The sequence below is a fragment of the Lysobacter sp. Root916 genome (genome assembly GCF_001429785.1).
In the GTDB taxonomy this organism is placed as follows: Bacteria; Pseudomonadota; Gammaproteobacteria; order Xanthomonadales; family Xanthomonadaceae; genus Lysobacter.
In genome coordinates, this window is record NZ_LMJF01000001.1 from 762,382 (window position 1) to 778,750 (window position 16,369).

Annotated in this window: 18 protein-coding genes; 11 read left to right on the top strand and 7 right to left on the bottom strand. The window is 68.9% G+C overall.

All coding sequences use genetic code 11. The features are described from left to right. Positions 1 to 71 precede the first annotated feature (71 nt). The 3 genes from ASE35_RS03570 (at position 72) to ASE35_RS03580 (ending at position 2,251) form a co-directional block, all read left to right on the top strand. On the top strand, positions 72 to 1,493 hold the full coding sequence (locus ASE35_RS03570) for a M20/M25/M40 family metallo-hydrolase (RefSeq protein ID WP_057162987.1): 1,422 nt from the start codon (positions 72 to 74) through the stop codon (positions 1,491 to 1,493). Positions 1,494 to 1,560: 67 nt separating this feature from the next. Next, positions 1,561 to 1,818: a hypothetical protein gene (locus ASE35_RS03575; protein ID WP_057162988.1), complete on the top strand. Its 258-nt coding sequence runs from the start codon at positions 1,561 to 1,563 to the stop codon at positions 1,816 to 1,818. Between the two features lie 88 nt (positions 1,819 to 1,906). Beyond that, a complete protein-coding gene (locus ASE35_RS03580; RefSeq protein WP_056174109.1) occupies positions 1,907 to 2,251 on the top strand; it encodes a RidA family protein in 345 nt (114 codons plus the stop codon). Positions 2,252 to 2,277: 26 nt separating this feature from the next. Here ASE35_RS03580 and ASE35_RS03585 read toward each other — a convergent pair whose 3' ends face one another. Next, on the bottom strand, positions 2,278 to 3,072 hold the full coding sequence (locus ASE35_RS03585; protein ID WP_082611096.1) for a type 1 glutamine amidotransferase: 795 nt from the start codon (positions 3,070 to 3,072) through the stop codon (positions 2,278 to 2,280). A gap of 23 nt (positions 3,073 to 3,095) precedes the next feature. Next, positions 3,096 to 4,229 carry a carboxylate-amine ligase gene (locus ASE35_RS03590; protein ID WP_056174111.1) on the bottom strand — a complete coding sequence of 378 codons (1,134 nt, stop codon included), beginning with the start codon at positions 4,227 to 4,229 and terminating at the stop codon, positions 3,096 to 3,098. Between the two features lie 135 nt (positions 4,230 to 4,364). On the opposite strand from ASE35_RS03590, the gene ASE35_RS03595 reads away from it, so the two are divergent. Next, the gene (locus ASE35_RS03595; protein WP_056174112.1) at positions 4,365 to 4,730 is read left to right on the top strand and encodes a DUF6164 family protein; all 366 of its coding nucleotides are present in this window, start codon (positions 4,365 to 4,367) and stop codon (positions 4,728 to 4,730) included. Between the two features lie 49 nt (positions 4,731 to 4,779). Here the strand turns inward: ASE35_RS03595 and ASE35_RS03600 are convergent, their stop codons facing one another. Further along, the gene (locus tag ASE35_RS03600) at positions 4,780 to 5,295 is read right to left on the bottom strand and encodes a M48 family metallopeptidase (protein ID WP_057162989.1); all 516 of its coding nucleotides are present in this window, start codon (positions 5,293 to 5,295) and stop codon (positions 4,780 to 4,782) included. Between the two features lie 277 nt (positions 5,296 to 5,572). Between ASE35_RS03600 and ASE35_RS03605 the strand changes: the two genes are divergently transcribed. Next, a complete protein-coding gene (locus ASE35_RS03605) occupies positions 5,573 to 6,463 on the top strand; it encodes a sel1 repeat family protein (protein ID WP_057162990.1) in 891 nt (296 codons plus the stop codon). Further along, positions 6,447 to 6,920 (top strand): hypothetical protein, encoded by a 474-nt coding sequence (locus ASE35_RS03610; RefSeq protein WP_157489247.1) that lies wholly within the window; start codon positions 6,447 to 6,449, stop codon positions 6,918 to 6,920. The genes ASE35_RS03605 and ASE35_RS03610 overlap by 17 nt, the downstream gene beginning before the upstream one ends. Before the next feature lie 141 nt (positions 6,921 to 7,061). On the opposite strand, the gene ASE35_RS03615 is transcribed toward ASE35_RS03610, so the two are convergent. Next, positions 7,062 to 7,400 carry a hypothetical protein gene (locus ASE35_RS03615; RefSeq protein WP_056174119.1) on the bottom strand — a complete coding sequence of 113 codons (339 nt, stop codon included), beginning with the start codon at positions 7,398 to 7,400 and terminating at the stop codon, positions 7,062 to 7,064. Between the two features lie 110 nt (positions 7,401 to 7,510). On the opposite strand from ASE35_RS03615, the gene ASE35_RS03620 reads away from it, so the two are divergent. Both ASE35_RS03620 and ASE35_RS03625 read left to right on the top strand, forming a co-directional pair. Continuing rightward, positions 7,511 to 8,629, top strand: a complete 1,119-nt coding sequence (locus ASE35_RS03620; protein ID WP_157489248.1) for a hypothetical protein — start codon at positions 7,511 to 7,513, stop codon at positions 8,627 to 8,629. A gap of 151 nt (positions 8,630 to 8,780) precedes the next feature. Next, positions 8,781 to 9,083, top strand: a complete 303-nt coding sequence (locus tag ASE35_RS03625; protein WP_157489249.1) for a hypothetical protein — start codon at positions 8,781 to 8,783, stop codon at positions 9,081 to 9,083. 132 nt (positions 9,084 to 9,215) lie between these two features. Here the strand turns inward: ASE35_RS03625 and ASE35_RS03630 are convergent, their stop codons facing one another. After that, complete coding sequence (locus ASE35_RS03630) at positions 9,216 to 11,042, bottom strand: PHB depolymerase family esterase (RefSeq protein WP_057162992.1); 1,827 nt, start codon at positions 11,040 to 11,042, stop codon at positions 9,216 to 9,218. A 224-nt stretch (positions 11,043 to 11,266) separates the two neighbouring features. On the opposite strand from ASE35_RS03630, the gene ASE35_RS03635 reads away from it, so the two are divergent. Further along, on the top strand, positions 11,267 to 12,478 hold the full coding sequence (locus tag ASE35_RS03635) for a glycosyltransferase (protein WP_057162993.1): 1,212 nt from the start codon (positions 11,267 to 11,269) through the stop codon (positions 12,476 to 12,478). 197 nt (positions 12,479 to 12,675) lie between these two features. Here the strand turns inward: ASE35_RS03635 and ASE35_RS03640 are convergent, their stop codons facing one another. Together ASE35_RS03640 and ASE35_RS03645 are read right to left on the bottom strand one after the other, a co-directional pair. Next, a complete protein-coding gene (locus tag ASE35_RS03640) occupies positions 12,676 to 14,079 on the bottom strand; it encodes an MFS transporter (RefSeq protein ID WP_082611098.1) in 1,404 nt (467 codons plus the stop codon). Next, positions 14,076 to 15,122 (bottom strand): NADP-dependent oxidoreductase, encoded by a 1,047-nt coding sequence (locus tag ASE35_RS03645; protein ID WP_200956984.1) that lies wholly within the window; start codon positions 15,120 to 15,122, stop codon positions 14,076 to 14,078. Before ASE35_RS03645 ends, ASE35_RS03640 begins: the two co-directional genes overlap by 4 nt. A gap of 63 nt (positions 15,123 to 15,185) precedes the next feature. Here ASE35_RS03645 and soxR point away from each other — a divergent pair, with 63 nt between their 5' ends. Together soxR and ASE35_RS03655 are read left to right on the top strand one after the other, a co-directional pair. Then, a complete protein-coding gene (soxR, locus tag ASE35_RS03650) occupies positions 15,186 to 15,635 on the top strand; it encodes a redox-sensitive transcriptional activator SoxR (RefSeq protein WP_057159105.1) in 450 nt (149 codons plus the stop codon). A gap of 204 nt (positions 15,636 to 15,839) precedes the next feature. Further along, positions 15,840 to 16,349, top strand: coding sequence for a DUF1993 domain-containing protein (locus tag ASE35_RS03655; RefSeq protein WP_057162994.1), 510 nt, complete (start codon positions 15,840 to 15,842; stop codon positions 16,347 to 16,349). Positions 16,350 to 16,369 lie beyond the last annotated feature (20 nt).

The following is a 16,369-nucleotide window of genomic DNA, read 5'->3' on the forward strand; positions in this document are numbered from 1 at the left end:
TCGCGACCGCGGCACTTGTCAGCGCCGCGGCCGGGCGGCAGTGTCGGGGCTTTGCACAGGAGAGCCCCGGCATGTCGCGTGCGCTATCGGCCTTGAGCCTCGTTGCGGCGATCGCCGCGTCCTTGTGGTCCGGCGCCAGCCCGGCCGCGCCGGCGGCCGACGAGGCCGCGTTCCGCGCCTTGTATCGCGAACTGGTCGAGATCAACACCACCCGTTCGGTCGGCAGTTGCACGCGCGCGGCGCAGGCGATGCAGGCGCGCCTGCTCGCGGCGGGCTTGCCGGCGCAAGACGCGCGCATCCTGGCGCCGGCCGACCGACCGCAGGACGGCGCCCTGGTCGCGGTGCTGCGCGGCCGCGAGCGCACGCTCAAGCCGCTGTTGCTGCTGGCGCATATCGACGTGGTCGAGGCCCGGCGCGAGGATTGGGAACGCGATCCCTTCACCCTGGTCGAAGAGGACGGCTGGTTCTACGCGCGCGGCGCCAGCGACGACAAGGCCATGGCCGCGATCTTCACCGACAGCCTGGTGCGCTATCGCCAGGCCGGGTACGTGCCGCGCCGCGACATCAAACTGGCCCTGACCTGCGGCGAGGAAACCCCCGACGTGTTCAACAGCGTCAAGTGGCTGATGCAGACCCAGCCCGAGACGCTGGCCGCCGGTTTCGCGCTCAACGAAGGCGCCGGCGGCGAGCTGCGCGACGGCAAGCCGCTGGCCTTGCAGATCCAGGCCGGCGAGAAGGTCTATCAGGATTTCGAGCTGAGCGCCCGCGACGGCGGCGGCCACAGCTCCCGCCCGACCCGCGACAACCCGATCACGCGCATGGCCGTCGGCCTGGAGCGGCTGGGTGCGTATCGCTTCCCGATCGCCCTCAACGCGGCCACGCGCGCCTACTTCGAGGCCCAGGCCGGCCTGTCGGCCCCGGCGATCGCGGCCGACATGCGCGCGGTGCTGGCCGATGGGTCCGACGAGAAAGCGGCCGAACGCCTGTGGGCGATCAATCCCGGCTGGAACAGTTCCTTGCGCACCACCTGCGTGGTCACCCAGATCGAGGGCGGACACGCGCCCAACGCGCTGCCGCAGCAGGTGCGCGCCAACGTCAACTGCCGGATCCTGCCCGGCGTGCCGGTCGAGGAAGTGCGTCAGACCCTGGTGCGCGTGCTTGCCGACGAACGCATCGCGGTGGCCGCGCACGGCGAGCCGGGCATGGCCACCAGCGTGCCGCCGTTGTCGCCGCGCATCCTCGGCCCGGTACGCGAGGTCGCCGACACGATCTGGCCTGGGGTGGCGATCGTGCCGACCATGGCCACCGGCGCCACCGACGGCCGCTTCCTCAACGCCGCCGGCATTCCGACCTACGGTTTGTCCGGGCTGTTCCACGATGCCGAAGGCAGCCGCGCGCACGGGCTCAACGAACGCATCCGGGTGCGCTCGCTGCTGGACGGGCGGCGTTTCCTGCACGAGATCGTGCGCCGTTACGCCGACGCCGCGGATTGAACGGCACGCCGATAGGCGATGCCGGGCCGGGGCTGGGTGCCCCGGCCGGCGACCACAGGGGAGGCCCATGGAAATCCTGCTGCACACCACCGAACTCGGCGACGGCGCGACCGTCGCCAACGCCAGCGTCGACGATTTCGCCGAACTCATCGCGCAAACCTCGCACCTGGGGCTGGTGCACTACCTCGTCTACGACGAGCGCGACGTCCGCCTGGTCGCCAGCAGCGATCCGGGCATCGCGGCGAAAATCGCGCAGTCGGACGTGCCGGACAACCTGCTGAGCTTGCTGAGCGCGTTGCGGGCCGCCGGCACCTGCGCGTCCTAGCCCAACGCACGCATCGCCGCCGCGCGCGCCGGTGCTATCGGTGCGCGTCGGGCGATAATGCCCGCCTCCCCAGCGAACGAGGTGCAGCATGATCCAGCGTTTCGAGGTCGGTCCGCGGATGTCGGAGATGGCCGTACACAACGGCACGGTGTACCTGGCCGGCCAGATCGCCGACGACGAACATGCCGATATCGGCGAGCAGACCCGCCAGGTGCTGGCGGCGATCGACGCCCTGTTGGCCCAGGCCGGCAGCGACAAGTCGCGCATCCTGCGCGCGCAGATCTATCTGGCCGACATCGGCGATTTCGCCGGCATGAACGCGGTCTGGGACCAGTGGGTGGTGGCCGGCCGCACGCCGCCGCGCGCGACCGTGCAGGCGGCGTTGGCGAATCCGAACTGGAAGATCGAGATCGTGGTGACCGCGGCGGTCTGAGGGGTTTCGCGTCGCGACGTTGAGGCTTAGCCCTCGTCGCGACGCCCGGCCTCGGCCGCGGCCAGGAACGCATCCAGCAGCGGCCGTCCGGGCATCAGGTCCGGAAAGCGCGTGTCGTGGAACTCCGGATGCCATTGCACGCCGACCACGAAGGCGGCCTTGGGCGCGCGCACGCACTCGGGGATGCCGTCCTCGGACCAGGCCTCGACCTCCAGGCCTTCGCCGAGCCGACGGATGCCCTGGTGATGGATGGAATTCACCCGCGTGCCTTCCTGCGGCGGATACAGACCGGCCAGCCATCCATCGGCCTGCACGCGCAGCGGGTGGGCGTGCTCGTCGTAGCGATCGGGCAGGTAGTGCACGCTGCGGGTGGCGCCGCCGGCGACCAGGTCCTGATACAGGCTGCCGCCATAGGCCACGTTGATCAGCTGCATGCCGCGGCACACGCCCAGCACCGGTTTGCCGGCGGCGACGAAGGCGCGCAGCAGCGACAGCTCGAAGCGGTCGCGGTCCGGATCGGTGCTTTGCAGCATCTCGCTGGGCTGTTCGCCGTAAGCGACCGGGTCGATGTCGGCGCCGCCTTGCAGGATCAGGCCGTCGAAGGAGTGCGCGTACTCGCGCACCGACAGGTCGCTGCGCTGGACGTCGCCGTGCGGGTCGACGGTGGGGATCATCGCCACCAGCGCGCCGGCCGACATCACCCAGTGCGCCATCGACTGCTCCAGGTATTGCAAGGTCTTGTTGCGAAAGCCGTACTGCGCCGGCAGGTTGCGCATCAGCCGCGGGGACAGGCCGATCATCAGTTTGCGCGGAGTGGACATGGACGGCCTCGTGGGATGAGCGATCAGTCGGCGACGACGGTAGCCGCGCGCAACCAGTCGACCACCGCGTCCAGCGAGGCCACCCGGCCCAGGCCGCGTTCGCGCTGCTCGCGGTACAGGGCCAGCTGCACATGCGCGCTGCTGCCTTCGGCGATGATCGCATCCAGCGGCGCCAGCGCGTCGGCGCAGTCCAGGGCGCGGATGTCGTCGGCGCATAGCGCGCGCAGGCGCGTGAGCGCTTGCGGCAGCGGCTCGGGTTCGGCGCCGCTTTCGTCGAAGAACTTGGCTTCGGTGCCGAAGCGCTTGGCGCGCCAGCGGTTCTCGTCGATCACGCGCCGGGTCAGGGCGCTGCGCGGCGGGTCGTCTTGCGGGGTGCGCACCAGGTAGCGCAGCAGGCAGCGGTACAGCGCGGCGATCGCCAGCGCGTCGCGCACCCGCGTGCAGCAGTCGGCGATGCGCAGCTCCAGGGTGGGGTAGCGCAGCGAGGGCCGGATGCCCCACCACAGCGAGCGCGCGTCGTTGATCGCGTTGACCCGGGTGAGCAGGGCGGCGAAGGCGTCGTACTCGGCCTCGTCGGCGAAGAAATCCGGGATGCCGGTGCGCGGCCATTCGTCGTACACCGCCTGGCGATAGCTGAGCAGGCCGGTGCGCGAACGGTTCCAAAACGGCGAGGAGGTCGACAGGGCCAGGAACAGCGGCAACCAGGGCATGGCCCGGTTCATCACCCGCACCCGGTCCACGCCCGGCGGCAGCTGCACGTGCACGTGCAAGCCGCAGACCAGGCTGCGGCGGGCGACGATCTGGAAGTCCTCCATCATGCGCCGGTAGCGCGAACGCGGGCTGCGCTCCTGTTCGCGCCATACGCCCAGGGGATGGGTGCCGGCCGCGACCAGGCCCAGGTCGAAACGCGCGGCCACCTGCGACAGGCTGGCGCGCAGATCGGTGAGGCAGCGCTGCGCATGGGCGGCGTCGCGCAGGATCGGGCTGGAGATCTCGATCTGCGATTGCAGCATTTCGTTGGCGACCGAGTCGCCGAGTTCGCGCCGCGCCTGCTTGAGCAGTTCGGCCGGCACCCGCGTGGCCAGGCCGTGCGCGCCGGGACGCACCAGGAAATACTCCTCCTCGATGCCGTAGGTGTAGTCGTGGGCCTCGCTCACGCGCGGCGACCGCGCGGCGGGAACGGAACGATGGGGTGGCGTCGGCGCATGCGGCGCTCCTTGCGATCGCGGGAGCATTCAAGGTAACGCGGTCGATGTAAGCGCCAGTTGAAGACGACGCGCTATCATCGCGGTATGTCGAAATTGCTGCTTAACCTGCGCCAAGTGCCCGACGACGAGGTCGCCGACGTGCGCGCGATGTTGGACGCGCACCGCATCGAGTACTACGAGACCCAGCCCAGCCGCTGGGGCATTTCCTATGGCGGCATCTGGATCGCCTCCGACGCCGACGAGACCGCCGCGCGCGCGCTGATGGCGCAGTACCAAGCCGGGCGTCAGGCGCGCGCGCGCGCCGAGCACGCCGCCGCACAGCGCGACGGCAGCGCCGAAACCTTTTCCGGAATCGTGCGCCGCGAGCCGTTGCGGGTGCTGGCGATCGTCGCCGCGATCGTGGCCCTGCTGGCGGTACTGGCTTTGCCGGCCTGGCTGCTGCGGCCCTGAGCCTGCCGCCGTGGGCGCGCGCCGCGCGCATGCGGCCTCTTAGGCGTGCTCAGCCTTGCGATGCCGCTGCGGCGCCTTCCAGGTCCAGCGCGGTGAGGTAGAGGCGCAGATCGAACTCGAGCTGGTGGTAATCCGGCTCCATGTGCGTGCACAACTGATAGAACGCGCGGTTGTGCTCGCTTTCCTTCAGGTGCGCCAGTTCGTGCACCACGATCATCTTCAGGAACTCCGCCGGCGCGTCGCGGAACACGCTGGCGATGCGGATCTCGCGGCTGGCCTTGAGCCGCCCGCCTTGCACGCGCGAGATCGCGGTGTGGGTACCCAGGGCCTGACCGATCACCTGCAGGCGATTGTCGTAGATCACCTTGTGCAGCGGCTCGGCCTTGCGCAGATAGCGGGCCTTGAGCTCGGTCGTGTACTCGTACAACGCGCGGTCGCTGCGGACCTCGTGCGCCTGGGCGTAGCGCTGGCGCAGCACCTCGCCCAGTCGGCCTTGCGCGAGCAACTCGCGCACGCGCGCCAGCACGGGTTCGGGATAGCCGTTGAGATAGGTCAGTCGCTGCATCGATAGACGATACGGCAGGCGCGATGCGCAGCGGCCAGCGCATGCGGTCGCCGACGAAGCGCAGACGCAGATTCTGCGCACTGCATCACCTAATGAAATGCCTTCGATGCGTGCAAAGCGCGCCGTTTCGTGTCGCAACTTAAAATTGGTATTGATTATCAATTTAGGATTGTGTTTTATCTTTCGGCAACTCGAAGTGGCGCGTTTCTCCAATGCGAACTGGCGAGCGCATGCCGGCGATGGCCGGAGACGAACAAGAAGGCGTAGGAGCGAAGGAATGCATTCCAATCAGCGCCGGTCGCGTACCGCGATCGTGCTCATAGTCTTGGTGACGGTGGGTCTGGTGGCGGGCTGGTGGTGGAGCCGGCGTGGACAGGATGCGACGCCCATCGCGCAATGGGCCGCTCCTGCACCCGCGCCGATCGCAGGTGTCGACCAGCCGGCCGACCTCGTCGGCGGTGATCCCGCTGGCGATATCGTGCGGGCACGCCGTCCCGGTGCGGCGCGACGGGACCTGAGCACCGAGCGCAGCTACGACCTGCCGCGCGGGCGGGCGCTGGATGTGATCGCAGCCCTGCAGCCGCGTGCCGAGGCCGGCGACAACGACGCCGCGTTCTATCTGTTTCTCAAGATCGAGGGCTGCCGTTACCAGCTCTATCACAGCGGCGACAACAACCGTGCGGCACCGACCAGCGGCGACAGTGTCGAGTCGCAATTGATCGCGCGCACGTCGCCGGATTGTCACGGGCTGACGCCCGAGCACTACCGGAACAACCTGCGTTGGCTGGAGCAGGCCGCCGACAGCGGATTGATCATGGCGCAGCTCAGCTACGCCGGAAATGCCGAGGCCGTGGTCGGGAATTCCTCGCAGATGCTGGCGAACCCCGAAAAGGTCATCGCCTACCGGCGCAAGGCGATGGGCTACCTGCATCGTGCGGCTGCCAACGGCAGCGTCGGTGCCCTGCACAGCCTCGGCGATGCCTACCACTACGGCGTGCTAGCCCCGCGCGACCCGGCTCGCGCCTACGCCTATGCCTACGCGGAAAGCCTGGCCTTGCCGCAGTACGGGCAGTTCCGTCTGGGCAACTACGCGAAACAACTCGATCCCTCACAACTGGCTGCGGCCACTCAACAAGGAAGGAGAATTTACGATGCGTGCTGCAAATAAACACAAGGTGTGGCTCGTCGCTGCGCTGGCGATACCGCTACTGGCTGCGGGTACTTGGCTGGTGGCAGCCGAACGCGGGCCTTTCGAATGCGACAACGGCTGTCAGATCGGCTATCCCAAACCCGATCCCGCCACCTTGGACTACATCGAACGCATGAAGCCCTTGTTCAATCGATGGTTCGGCGATGTGTTCTGGAACAAGGGCGACATCTACATCGTCTGCAATGCGACTTATTGCGCGAAGTACTACATCACCGACGACTTCGGCATCTTCGGTACCAACGACGGACGCATGGAGCGCGAAGGCGGCGACAGTGGTAGCGGCAATGCCAGCGGCGGTGGCGAAGCCGGCGGCCAGGGTGGCTACAACCCGGGTTGGGACGGCGGTGGCGGTGGCAGCACGGGCGGCGGTACCGGCACGGTGTACGTGGGCGATCCGCAGACGGTGCAGGAGTGATCCTGGGGCGGCGTCCGTATCGCACGGACGTCGCTTTGGGCCGGTTGTTCCGCACGAACGCAACGCCGCCGCGGCTGGCGGGCGATCGGCTCGCCAGCTGCGGCCCAGAGGTGCCACGGCCGAGTCGGTTAGCTCAAGGCATCACGTACTCCACCCGCAACTTCGCGCTCGCGCCGCGATCGATCCACAAATAGTTCGTCGCGTCTGCGGGCTGGCGTAGCGCAGGCGTAGCTGGGTGCGGCTGTCGCGGTTGATCGCGGCCAAGCCGGCGGCGTCGAAGGCGGTGCTGGTCTGGCTACTGCCTGAGTCGTAGATCGCCTTGTGCGGCGGCTCGGTATTGCGCAGGTAACGGGCCTTGGGCTCGGTTGCGTATTCGTACAGCGCGTGGTCGCCGCGGACCTCGTGCGCCTGGGCGTGGCGCTGGCGCAGCATCTCGCCCAATCGGCCTTGCGCGAGCAACTCGCGCACACGCGCCAGCACGGTTCGGGATAGCCGTTGAGATAGGTCGGTCGCTGCAACGATAGACGCACGGCAGGCGCGATGCGCAGCGGCCAGCGTACGTGCTAGCTCCTCCTGCAAGCACGCAAATCATGAGTATTCCATCGTCGTACGAGGTGCCTTCGGTGTGTGCAAAACACGCCGTGACTCCTATCGCAACTTCAATTTGGAATTTATTTTCATATCAGGGCTATGTTTTTCTTTTCGTCAAATGGCGGGCTCATTTGTCGAATGCGAGCTGGCGAAAGCATGCCGGCCTTCTCGCCGGCGACCTGGATGGAACGAAAAGGAGCGAAGGGATGCAGTCCAAGCGCGAGTCGCGCATCGCGATCGTGATGGCGTTGTTGCTGGCCGTGGGGCTGGGCGCGGGCTGGTGGTGGAGCCGGCGTGCGCCGGAACCGGATGCGGCCGGGCCGATGGCCAGCGCCGGACCCGCCGAGCCGCCGGCGACGGCGACGGCGACGGTAGCGGCGGCGCACGAGCGCGACGTCGATGGACCGGCCGCCGAGCTGCTGCGGGCGCGAGCGCCGAACACTGTGCCTCGGGTATCGACTTTCACTCGCAGCTACGACCCGCCGCCCGGACGCGCGGTGGACGTGGTGGCGGCCCTGCAGCCGAGAGCGGAGGCGGGCGACAACGAGGCCGCCTTCTATCTGTTCGTCAAAGTCGAAGGCTGTCGCTACGCGCTCTATCACGGCGCCAGCAGCGGCGCGCGACCCGCGCCCGTGCGCGGCGACGATGTCGAAACGCAGTTGATCGCGCGTACGCCCACGCAATGCCACGGCCTGACCCCCGATCAATACCGGAACAACGTGCGCTGGCTGGAGCAGGCCGCCGACAGCGGCATCGCCATGGCCCAGCTCAGCTATGCACGGAATGCGGAAGCGGTGATCGGCAACTCCTCTCAGATGCTTTCCGATCCTGAGAAGGTCATCGCTTACAGGCGCAAAGCCATGCACTACATGCAGCGGGCCGCTGCGGGCGGGAGCATCGAAGGGCTGATGAGTCTCAGCGATGCCTACCACTACGGCGTGATTACCCGCCGCGATCCGATCAGGGCCTATGCCTACTACTACGCGAAGGACCTGGCCGCACCCAGCACCTACGGCCAGAAGCGGCTGCAAGCCTATGCCGATCTATTGAATTCAACGCAACTGGCTGCGGCCACCCAACAGGGAAGAGGGATCTATGATGTGTGCTGTAAACCTTAAGAAATGGTGTCTGATCACGGGCATCGCCGTGCCGCTGGCGGTTGCGGGTGCTTGGCTGATTGCCGCAGAGCGCGGCCCCTTCGTATGCGATAACGGCTGCCAGATCGCGCATCCCTTGCCGGATGAGAAGACGGCGGAGTATGTGGAGCAGATGAAACCCTTGTTCAACCGATGGTTCGGCGACATGTTCTGGAACAAAGGCGACATCTACATCATCTGCAATCCGACGCATTGCGCGAAGTACTTCATCACCGACGACTTCGGCATCTTCGGCACCGACAACGGACGCATGGAGCGCGTAGGTGGCGACAGCGGTAGCGGCAATGCCAGCGGCGGTGGCGAAGCCGGCGGCCAGGGCGGCTACAACCCGGGTTGGGACGGCGGTGGCGGTGGCGGCACGGGCGGCGGTACCGGCACGGTATACGTGGGCGATCCGCAGACGGTGCAGGAGTGATCTTGGGCGACGCTCGTGTCATGGGGCGTCGCTTTCCGGCTTGTCGTTCCACCAGAACGCCATGCATGAGTGGCTGGCAGGCAATCGATCCGTCAGCTGCGATCCGCATGCAGTGCGACCGGCCCGATGAGTTCAGGGCATCACATACTCCACCCGTAACTTCGCGCCCACGCCGCGATCGATCCACAGATAGTTCGTCGCCGTCTGCGGGCTGGCGTAGCGCAGGCGCAGTTGGGTGCGGCCGCCGCGGTTGATCGCGGCCAAGCCGGCGGCGTCGAAGGCGGTGCTGGTCTGGCTGCCGCCGGTGAAGGGCGGTAACTGAGCGACCGCGCTGGCGCTCGCGGCGGCGGCGTAGTCGGCGGCCTCGATGGTGCAGGCGCCGTAGCAGCCGTTGCGTACGTCGATCAGCAAGGTGTTGCCGGCCGGGTTGCTCCAGGGGTCGCCGTAGGCGCTGCGGTAGACCACGCTGAGCGTGGCCGAAACCACGGTGGCGCCGTCGGGAATCGCGGCGGTATCGAAGGACAGCAGGCTGCGGTTGTACTTGCCATCGGCGCCGCGGCCGGAGGCCAGGCCATAGGTCGCTTCCAGGGTGCCGACGACGGGCGCGCCGCCGTTGGCGTCGGCTTTGACGTAGCCGTCGTTGGCGTCTTCGTTGTCGAAGCTCAGCACGCCGCCGCTGCCGCCGCCGGTACCGCCGCTGACACTGACGCCGACCGCGGCGGAGCTGCCGACGTTGCCGGCCAGGTCGTAGGCGCGCGCCTGCAGGCTATGCGCGCCGTTGCTGCTGTTGGCGCTGTTCCACGTACCCGTATACGGCGTGCTCGCGTCGTTGGCGATCAGGTTGCCGTCGAGCAGGAACTCGACCCGGTCCACACCGACGTCGTCGCTGGCATCGGCGCTGAGGGCGACGTTGCCGCTGACGGCGGCGCCGTCGGCAGGCGCGGTCAGCACGACCTGCGGCGCGATGCCGTCCAGGTTGTCCAGGCCCCAGAAGCGCGCGATGTAATAACTAGAGCAAATGTTGACGTCGAGGATGTAGGCGCCGGCGGTGCCGCATTGGCTTTCGCCGCTGCCGGGATCGACCGGGGTGCCGTGGCCCATGCCGGCGATCGTGTAGGTTTCGACCAGGGCGCGGCCGGCGGCGTCGCGGTAGACCCGGTGCGGATAGCCGGCGACCGTGTCCTGCACCTCCGGGATCTGGTCGATGCCGTGCACGTTGGTCCATTGCTGCAGGATTTCGGTCTGATTGGCCGGGCGCACGGTGTAGTCGGCGTCGCCGTGCCAGATCGAGACGATGGGCCAGGGGCCGGCGTGGGGGCTGGCGGCGCGCACCTTGTCGCCCCATTGCGCGGGCGTGAGGTCGCTGCCGGGGTTCATGCAGCCGAAGGCCGCGCTCTGGCTGGTCGCGCAGCGGTAGGGGATACCGGCGACGATGGCGCCGCCGGCGAACACGTCGGGGTAGGTCGCGAGCATCGTCGAGGCCATCGCGCCGCCCGCGGACAAGCCGGTGACATAGACGCGGTCGGCGGCGTTGGCGTGGTCGCTGCGCATGCGGTCGACCATTTGCTTGATCGACAGCGCTTCGCCTTGGCCGCGGGCGATGTCGCCGCTTTCGAACCAGTTGAAGCAACTGCTGGAATTGTTGCCGCTTTGCTGTTGCGGCAGTAGCAGCGCGAACTGCCAGCGCTGGGCCAGCAGCTCCCAGCCGGTTTCGGCGTCGTAGCTGGCCGCGCTTTGGGCGCAGCCGTGCAGGGCGACCACCAGCGGCGCGTTGGCGGGCAGGCCCGGCGGCACGTACTTGAACATGCGCAGGTTGCCGGGGTTGCTGCCGAAGCCGGTGACTTCGGTCAGGGCCAGGGCGGGCGTGCTGATGGCGAGCGCGAACAGACCGGCCAGGGCGACCGGCAGGAAACGGCGGCGACGTGCGGGCGTTGTGGCGGTGCGAGACGGGACAGTCATGCGGTCGACTCCTTCGGACGAGGATCCTGCGGGTGACGCGGAACGGGCGGCGACGTGGTTCCCCGGATGCGCCCGATGCCGGCGGAGTAGGCCATGCCGACAGGCGGCTCACCATCGTCCGATGGGGCAAGCTGCGCTGCAGCATCGAGCGCGAAGGCGGTCGCCGGCCGCCGGTTCAGGCCGCCGCCATAAATCCGTCATCGCCCCGCCATAGTCTGGCGGCCATGAACATCCTGATGCTGTCCGACGTGTATTTCCCGCGGGTCAACGGCGTCTCGACGTCGATCCGCACCTTCGCCCAGTCGCTGGCGCGCATGGGCCACGCGGTGACCCTGGTGGTGCCGGACTACGGCCCCGGCAGCGGCCAGGAGCAGCACGACGGCCACGGCGAGTTCGAGATCCTGCGGCTGCCGTCGCGGGTGATCTTCTTCGATCCGGAGGACCGCTTGATCCGCGCCTCCGCGCTGCGCGAGGTGGCCGAAACCTTGGCGGCCCGCGATTGGGACGTGATCCACATCCACACGCCGTTCCGCGCCCACAGCCTGGGCGTGCGCCTGGCGCGGCGGATCGGGCGGCCGACCGTGGAGACCTACCACACCTATTTCGAAGAATACGTGGGCCACTACCTGCCGTGGCTGCCCGCGCCGCTGCTGCGTGCGTTCGCGCGGCGCGCCTCGCGCTCGCTGTGCCATGGCGTGGATCATCTGATCGTACCGACCGCGCAGATGGTGGACGTGCTGGACCGCTACGGCATCACCACGCCGTCGACGGTGCTGCCGACCGGCATCGACCTGAGCGAATTCGCGCGCGGCGACGGCGCGCGCTTCCGCGCCGAGCACGGCATCGCGCCGCAGCGGCCGACCCTGGTGACGGTGAGCCGGCTGGCGGTCGAGAAGAACATCGCCTTCCTGTTGCGGGTGGCCAAGCGGCTGGTCGGGGAGTTTCCGGAGCTGTTGTTCCTGATCGCGGGCGAAGGCCCGGACGCCGAACGTCTTAAGCGGCTCAGCGTCGAATTGAAGTTGCAGGACTATGTGCGTTTCTTCGGCAATCTCGACCGCCGCACCACCTTGCTCGACGCCTATCGCGCCGGCGACGTGTTCGTGTTCGCCTCGCCCACCGAAACGCAGGGCCTGGTGCTGATCGAGGCGATGGCGCTGGGCGTGCCGATCGTATCGACGGCGGTGATGGGCACGGCCACGGTCCTGCGCGACGTGCGCAGCGCGGTGGTCAGCGCCGAGGACGAGGCCGCGTTCGCGGGCCATGTCGCCGACGTGCTGCGCTCGCCCGAGACGCGTGCCGCCTTGTCGGCCGCGGGGCCGCAGGATGCGCGCGCCTGGAGCACCGACGGGCTGATGGAGCAGGTGGTCGCCTTGTACGAGCAGCTCGCGCGCCCGCGCGCCGTCGCGACCCCGATGACCGCGGAAGCCAGTTCGTAAACCCATCGCCACGCAGGCGGTAAGCCATAGACGCGCCGCATCGCATTTCCACGAGCGAACGCAATGAAGCCGATGCGGTTATCACCGCATCCTACGGTTTACGCGCAGCGTTCTCGTAGGATGCGGTAAGCCGTAGGCGCACCGCATCGAATCTCCGTGCGCGAACGCGATGGAGCCGAAGCGGTGATCGCAGCCGCCTACGGCTGCACCCGCCGCGCCAGCAGCGCGCCGAGCACGGCCAGCGCCAGCGAAATCGCGAACCCGGCCAGATAGGCGCCGGCGTGGCCGTGCGGCAACAAGGCCGCGAACAGCGAGCCGCCGATCGCCAGCACGCTGGCGGTGAACAGCGCGTCGCACAGCTGCAGCGCCGAGGAGTTGAGCCCTTGCTGCGCCGGTGGCGACAGCTCCAGCGTCAGCACCGACAGGCTGGGGAAGGTCACGCCCATGCCCAGGCCGGCCAGCACCCAGCCCGACACGCCGACGGCGGTGGGCACCGTCGGCACGAGTATCGCGACGATGGCCGCGATGCCGATCGCGATGAGGCTCATGCCGATCTGCAGTAGACGCGCCGGGGCGTAGCGCTGCACCGGACGTCCGCGATACCAGGAGCCCGTCGACCAACCGACCGCACCGACGGTAAGTGCGAGCCCCGCCGCGGTCGGCGACCAGCCACGCTCGTGCGAGAGCAGCAGCGGCAGGAACACCTCGGTGCCGAAGAACGCCGACGAGGCGATGCCGCGCAGCGCGATCACGGTCGGCAGGCCGCGCGCGGCGCGCAAGGTGCCGGTCGGCAGCAGGCGCAGCGCGCACACCACCAGGCCGAGCGCGGCCAATGCGAGCAGGACGGCCGCGAGCGCGCCGCGTTGCTGGCCGGCGATATGCAACAGCAGCGCACTGGCGGCGGCGCCGATCGCCCAGGGCATGCGCGCGGGCGTGGCGGCGTCGGAGGCGTCGGCGTGTTCGGGCGCGCCCAGATCGCGTACCGCGGGCAAGACCAGCGCCGCCGCGGCCAGCGCGATCAACGGCACCGACAGAAACACCCAGCGCCAACCCCAGTGTTCGACGATGGCGCCGCTGATCGCCGGTCCGATCACCGCCGGCACCACCCAGGCGGCGGCGAAGGCGGCGAAGATGCGCGGGCGCAGCGCTTGCGGATACTTGCGGCCGACCACCACGTAGAGCGCGACCGACATCAGTCCGCCGCCGAAACCTTGCACGACGCGGCCCAGCAGCAGCCACGCCATCGACGGCGCCAGGCCCGCCAACAACAGGCCGATCGCGAACCAGACGATGCCCTGGCGCAGCGGCGCGGCCGGGCCGCGAGTATCCGCCCAGCGTCCTGCCGCGACCATGCCGACCACGCTGGCCGCCAGCGCGCCGCCGAAGGCGAGCGCGTACAGCGGCAGACCGTGCAGCGCTTCGGCCACGGTCGGCATCGCGGTCGCGACCGCCAGCGCCTCGAAGGCGGCAAGCGCGACCAGGGCGATGGCGCCGACGGTGAGCACGCGGTAGCGGCGATCGAACAGGCCGGCCGCGGCGCCGTCGGCGTCGTGCGCGCGCAAGGGCGCGAGAGCGTCGGCCGCGCTGTCGGCCTCGCTCATGGCCCGAAGCCGCTGTCGCCGGTCTGGTAGACCATCAGCACCACCTTGCCGCGACCGTGGCCGGTCTCGACGTCGCGGTGCGCGACCGCGGCGTGCGCGAGCGGGTAGATCTCGCGCACGTGCACGTGCAGGCGGCCGTGTTCGTACAGCTCGACCAACTGACGCAGGCGGTCGCGGTCGCATTCGCCGCGCAGGCGCAGCACGCCGTGTTCGCGCGCGCCGTCGGCGTCGACCAGGGTGCCGATGCGTTCGCGCGCGGCGCCCAGCGCCAGCGAGGCGGCGATCGCGCCGCGCCCGGCCGCGTCCAATGCCGCGCTCACGCCTTGCGGCGCGAGCTCGCGCACGCGCGCGACCAGGCCTTCGCCGTACAGCACCGGTTCGACACCCAGGGTGCGCAGGTAGGCATGGTTCTCGCGGCTGGCGCTGCCGATCACGCGCGCGCCGGCCAGGCGCGCAAGCTGGACCGCGATCGAACCCACGCCGCCGGCCGCGCCGTGCACCAGCAGGGTGTCGCCGCGGCCGACGTTGAGCGCGCGCAAAGCGACCTGGGCGGTCTGGCCGGAGGCCGAGAGCGCGCCTGCGACCGCCCAGGACATCATCGGCGGCTTGGCCACGACTTGCGCGGCGGGCACGGCCAGGACCTCGGCGTAGGCGCCGCCGTCGCACCAGCCCAGCACTTCCTGGCCGTGGTAGTAGCCGCGCACGCCGTCGCCGATCTGGTCGACGACGCCGGCGAATTCGTAGCCCAGTCGTTGCGGGAAGGCGGCGTCGGCGTCGATGCCGCGGCGCGCGAACTCGCCGTTGCGGCGCGCGATGTCGGCCGGCTGCACGCCGGCCGCGCGTACGCGCACGCGCAGCTCGCCGCGCGCCGCATTGGGCATCGCCAGCACGGTGGGATAGAGCACGTCGGGCGAACCGTAGCGATCGAAATGCACGGCTTGCATCAGGCCGTCGTCGCCGTTGTCGAGGGCGAGGTCGGCGTCGCGATCGAGGTGAGCGCCGGAGCGGTCGAGGTCGTCCTCGCGCGCGTTGCGATTGTCCATGGCTTGACCGTAAAGAGGGGGGAGATCCAGGATAGGACCTGAACTTAAGTTGAGGTCAAGCCCATGGGTGCGGCTACCGAGCTGAGCGTGGGGCAGATGGCGCAGCGTAGCGGGGTGGCGGTGTCGACGCTGCATTTCTACGAGGCCAAAGGCTTGATCCACAGCCAACGCACGGCCGGCAACCAGCGCCGTTACGGGCGCGACATGCTGCGCCGCATCGCGATCATTCGGGTCGCCCAGCGCGTGGGCATGCCGCTGGCGACGATCCTGGAGGCGTTCTCGACGCTGCCCGACGGACGCACGCCCACGCGCAAGGACTGGGAGCGCCTGTCGACGATCTGGCGCGAGGAACTGGACGAGCGCATCCAGAAACTGAGCCAGATGCGCGACACCCTGGACGACTGCATCGGCTGCGGCTGCCTGTCGATCGATCGCTGCCGCCTGGCCAACCCAGGCGACGTGCTGGCCGAGGACGGGCAGGGTGCGCAGCGTTGGGAGCATGCGGGGGAGTAACGGGCAACTTCCTCCTTTGGAAAAGGGGGGCGAGGGGGATTTGCTTTACAGCCGCCGCGTAGGCGATCCGCCCACGCTTCGACGCGCTCGCCCCAGCGCGCATCCCATACGCCACCGCCCGCAGGACGCATCGATCCACGGTTGCGCGCGTGGTCGGACGCCGGAGGCGGCGTACCATGTGCGATTCACCCCACGAGTCCCGCCATGACCGTTTCCATGCACGCCGCCTCCGTTCCCGTGTTCAAGCAGTTTCTCGGCAGCCTCAGCGCGCTGCTGGACAAGGCCCAGGCCTATGCGGCCGAGAAGAAGGTCGACCCGGAGGTGCTGCTGCAGTCGCGTCTGTACCCGGACATGTTCCCGCTGCTGCGTCAGGTCCAGATCGCCTGCGACTTCGCCAAGGGCGTGAGCGCACGCCTGGCCGACGCGGAGGTGCCGGTGTACGACGATTCCGAGCGCACGTTCGAACAGCTGCAGGCGCTGGTCGCCAAGACCACGACCTTCATCGACAGCCTGGAGCCGGTGCTGTTCGACGGCGCCCATGAGCGCGAAGTGGTGCTGCGCCCGGGTACGCCCAAGGAGCGCCGTCTTATCGGCCATGACTACCTGCTGCACTACGGCCTGCCGCAGTTCCAGTTCCACGTCGTCACCGCCTACGCGATCCTGCGCCACAACGGCGTCGAGGTCGGCAAGCGCGATTACATGGGTCAGTACTGAGCCCTGCGCGCGCCGCGCGC